At 70.0% G+C, this 4,223-nt stretch carries 6 protein-coding genes; all 6 read left to right on the top strand.

Annotated features, from left to right (window positions below):
• Window positions 1-680 (top strand): insulinase family protein (locus tag G6031_RS17560; RefSeq protein WP_182653960.1); only part of this gene is annotated, 680 nt, incomplete at its 5' end.
• Window positions 681-714: 34 nt separating this feature from the next.
• Window positions 715-1,464: a 4-hydroxy-tetrahydrodipicolinate reductase gene (dapB, locus tag G6031_RS17555; protein WP_182653961.1), complete on the top strand. Its 750-nt coding sequence runs from the start codon at window positions 715-717 to the stop codon at window positions 1,462-1,464.
• A gap of 8 nt (window positions 1,465-1,472) precedes the next feature.
• On the top strand, window positions 1,473-1,952 hold the full coding sequence (locus G6031_RS17550; protein ID WP_179525426.1) for a hypothetical protein: 480 nt from the start codon (window positions 1,473-1,475) through the stop codon (window positions 1,950-1,952).
• Complete coding sequence (locus G6031_RS17545; protein ID WP_179525425.1) at window positions 1,949-2,401, top strand: NAD(P)H-dependent oxidoreductase; 453 nt, start codon at window positions 1,949-1,951, stop codon at window positions 2,399-2,401. The genes G6031_RS17550 and G6031_RS17545 overlap by 4 nt, the downstream gene beginning before the upstream one ends.
• 36 nt (window positions 2,402-2,437) lie before the next feature.
• A complete protein-coding gene (gene thyX, locus G6031_RS17540; RefSeq protein ID WP_182609552.1) occupies window positions 2,438-3,190 on the top strand; it encodes an FAD-dependent thymidylate synthase in 753 nt (250 codons plus the stop codon).
• An 85-nt stretch (window positions 3,191-3,275) separates the two neighbouring features.
• Window positions 3,276-4,196, top strand: coding sequence for a 4-hydroxy-tetrahydrodipicolinate synthase (gene dapA / locus G6031_RS17535; protein WP_179526255.1), 921 nt, complete (start codon window positions 3,276-3,278; stop codon window positions 4,194-4,196).
• The last annotated feature ends 27 nt before the right edge of the window (window positions 4,197-4,223 follow it).

The following is a 4,223-nucleotide window of genomic DNA, read 5'->3' as shown; positions in this document are numbered from 1 at the left end:
CCGAGGGCCCGGCGGGAGCCGCGACGGTCGGGGCCGCCGCACCCACCTCCGGCCAGGCGGCCGGGCACCCGGGCTGGGCCCCGTCGTCGGTGCTGGTGGGGGAGGACGACGACTCCGAGCAGGTGCTCCTGGCTCTGGCACGGAGGACACCGTCCCGCGATCACCGGGACCGCGCCGCGGCACAGGTCGCGACCGCGGTGCTCGGCGGCGGACTGAGTTCCCGACTGTTCCAGCGGGTCCGCGAGGAGCTCGGGCTGGCCTACACCGTGTACGCGTCGATGGACCAGTTCCGTGCGACCGGACTCGTCTCGGTCGTCGCCGGCAGTCCCGTCGGGCGGGTGGACGCCCTCAGCGGTGCGCTGGCCGAGGTCGTCGCCGGGATGGTGAACGATCCCCCGTCCGGCGACGAGGTCGACCGCGCGATCGGGCACCTCACCGGATCGATCAGGCTCGGGCTGGACGACCCACTGTCGCGGATGACGCGGATCGGCCGCCACCTGCTGGACCGCGACACGGTGGTGACCGTCGGGGAGTCGCTCCACCGGCTCCGCACCGTGCACCGCGACGACGTGGCGGACTACTGGACGGGCGAGACCGCGCCCTGGTGTCTGGCGGCCGTCGGGCCGGGCATGCCCGATGCGGGCGGCGCGGCTGATCTGCTCGCCGGCGTGGGCGGATAGGCTGGTGAGCGGTGTGACGACCGATGAGGAGACGATGACGGTGACGAAGGTCGGAGTGCTCGGTGCACGCGGCAAGGTGGGCACGGCGATCTGCGAGGCGGTTCGCGCGGCGGAGGACATGGAACTCGTCGCCGAGGTGGACCAGGGCGACCGGCTGCAGATGCTCACCGACGCCGGCGCGGAGGTGGTCGTGGACTTCACGCACCCCGACGTGGTGATGGACAACCTCGACTACTGCGTCACACAGGGCATCCACGCCGTGGTCGGCACGACCGGCTTCACCGACGAGCGGTTGGAGACACTGCGCGGACTGCTCGCGTCCCACCCGGATACCGGGGTGCTCGTGGCACCCAACTTCGCGATCGGAGCCATCCTCATGATGCGCTTCGCGGTCCAGGCGGCGAGGTATTTCCCCTCGGCCGAGATCGTGGAACTGCACCACCCGAACAAGGCCGACGCACCCTCGGGTACGGCACACCGCACGGCGGAGATGATGGCCGCCGCACGCGCCGCGGCAGGGATGGGGCCCTCCCCGGACGCCACCTCCACCGAGCTGGAGGGGGCGCGGGGCGCAGATGTCGGCGGGGTGAGGGTGCACTCGGTCCGCGTGACCGGCCTGATCGCGCACCAGGAGGTCCTCCTGGGTACACAGGGGGAGACCCTGACCATCAGGCACGATTCCCTCGATCGCTCCTCCTTCGCGCCCGGTGTGCTCCTGGGCGTGCGGTCGATCGCGGGCGCTCCGGGACTCACCGTGGGGCTCGACGCCTTCATGGATCTGTAGGCCGGCCCGTGGACAGAGTCGTCAAGCCGCTGGTCATGGCCCTCACGGCGGTGGGTCTGGTGGTGGCGTTCGGTTACCTGCTCTACCTCGGGTGGTCCATGATCAGCCGGTCCGAGTACCTCGCCATGCGTGGACTGGGCGTCGGGATCGTCCTGCTGACCGTCGTCGGGGCGTGGGCGATGTGGGCGATCCTGCGGAACGGATTCGAACTCCAGCGGATCTCCGCCGCGGCAGCCCAGGAGGGGATCGAACTCGACGTCTCCGACCTGGACCACCGCCCGTCCGGGCGACTCGAGCACGCCGCCGCCGATGAGCTGTTCGACCGCGTCAGTGCGGAGTACCAGGCGTCTCCGGACGACTGGCGTACCAACTACCGGTTGGCCCGCGCCTACGACCACGCGGGCGACCGCCTCCGTGCCCGTGAGGTGATGCGGGCGGCCATCGCCCTGCGGGAGGCGGAGTCCTCCGGGACCGGGGATCCGCGATGAGCACCGTCCTCGTGGTCCACCACGCTCCGTCCCCCAGGCTCCGACGAATCCTGGAGGCGCTGGAGAGGGGTCTGGCCCATCCCGACCTCGAGGGCATCGAGGTCGAATCGGTGCCCGCACTGGCGACCACCGACGACCACGTTCTCCGTGCGGACGGCTACGTCCTGCTCACCCCGGCCAACTTCGGCTACATGTCCGGTGCACTCAAGCACTTCTTCGACCGCACGTACTACACCTGCGAGGGTGCGGTGGCCGGTCGGCCCTACGCCCTCTGCGTGCACGGGGACAACGACACCTCCGGGGCGGTGGCCTCGGTCGAACGGATCACCACCGGGTGGGACCTCCGCCAGGTCGCCCCGGCCCTACAGCTCACCGGCGAGCCCGGTCGTGAGGAACTCGACACCGCGTCCGAGGTCGCCGCGACGGTCGCCGCACACCTTCTCGGCTGACCCGCCGGGCGACACGACACCAGAGGGAGTCCCACCATGTCCGAGCTCGTCCGGCGGCAGGTCCGCATGGTCGCGCACACCGCGTTCACCCCACCCGACGAGATCGGTTGGGAGACGGATGCGGACGGCGGCTCCGCCCTGGCCGAGTTCGCCGGCCGCGCCTGCTACCAGAGCTGGGACAAACCCAACCCGCGCACCGCGTCGAACGCCGGGTACCTGAGGCACATCCTCGAGGTGGGGCACCTCTCGGTGTTCGAGCACGCGAGCGTGACGTTCTACATCACCGGTATCTCCAGGTCGTGCACCCACGAGCTCATCAGGCACCGCCACTTCTCCTACAGCCAGCTGTCGCAGCGGTTCGTCCCGGAGCATGATTCCAAGGTGGTGCCCCCGCCCGCGATCGCCGACGACCCGGAGCTGGTGGAGATCTTCCGCCGCGCCACCGACGCGTCGCGGGAGGCCTACGCGGAGATGCTCGCCAAGCTCGAGGAGAGGTTCGCCGACGTCCCCAACCCGATGCTGCGTCACAAGCAGGCCCGGCAGGCCGCGCGGTCGGTCCTGCCCAACGCCACCGAGACCCGCATCGTGGTGACCGGCAACTACAGGTCGTGGCGGCACTTCATCGGAATGCGGGCGACCGAGCACGCGGACACCGAGATCCGAGGACTGGCGATCGACGTCCTGCGTCAGTTGCGACATGCGGCGCCGGCGGTGTTCTCCGATTTCGAGATCACCTCGCTGGAGGACGGCTCCGAGATCGCGGTGAGCCCCTACGTCCTGGAGGGATGAACCGGTTCACCGGGTCGGAATCGGGACTTCCCGTGGTCTGCGGGTAGTCTGGGAGGCCATGACACACGTGACCACTGGGGGCCCGATGTCGGCGGACGGTCGGCCGGCCCCCACCCGACCCGGACGCCCCACGCCGTTCGGCACGGTGCTCACGGCGATGGTCACCCCGTTCGGGTCCGACGGTTACGTCGACCTGAAGGCCGTCGCACGTGTCGCGGAACACCTCGTGGAGTCGGGGTGCGACGGTCTCGTCGTGTCCGGGACCACGGGAGAGTCGCCCACCACCACGGACGCGGAGAAGATCGCGGTTCTCGAGGCCGTTCTGGCCGCGGTGGGGGACAGGGCGACGGTGGTGGCCGGAGTCGGGACATACGACACCGCACATTCCGTGCACCTCGCGCGCCAGGCGGCGTCCGTCGGTGCCCACGGCATGCTCGTGGTGACCCCGTACTACTCCAAGCCCACCCAGGCCGGACTCGACGCCCACTTCCGGGCGATCGCCGACGCCACCGACCGACCGGTGATGCTCTACGACATCCCACCGCGGTCCGTGGTCCCGATCCAGGCGGAGACGCTCATCGGACTGTCGTCCCACCCGAACATCGTCGCCGTCAAGGATGCCAAGGGCGACTTCCACGACGCGGTCACGGTGATGTCCCACTGCGACCTCGTCTACTACTCGGGCGACGACCAACTCAACCTCCCGTGGCTGGCCGTGGGAGCCAGCGGTTTCGTCAGCGTGATCGGCCACGTGGCCGCCGCGCGCCTCGTCGAGCTGCGCCGCGCCTTCCTCGCGGGCGAGATCGACACCGCGCGACATATCAACCTCGGACTCCTCCCGCTCTTCGACGCCCAACGGGCGCTCGGCGGCGTGTCGATGTCCAAAGCAGCACTAGAACTTCTCGGGATCCCGGCCGGAGTGCCGCGACTCCCGCAGTTACCACCGACCACCGAGCAACGGGACGCACTGGCGTCGCTGTTGCACAGAGCAGGAGTCATCAGATGACGGAGAACCCGACCAACAGCCGCGGAC

This window comes from Dietzia sp. CQ4 (assembly GCF_014145125.1).
Classification (GTDB): domain Bacteria; phylum Actinomycetota; class Actinomycetes; order Mycobacteriales; family Mycobacteriaceae; genus Dietzia; species Dietzia natronolimnaea.
This window is presented reverse-complemented; position numbering and strand designations above follow the sequence as displayed.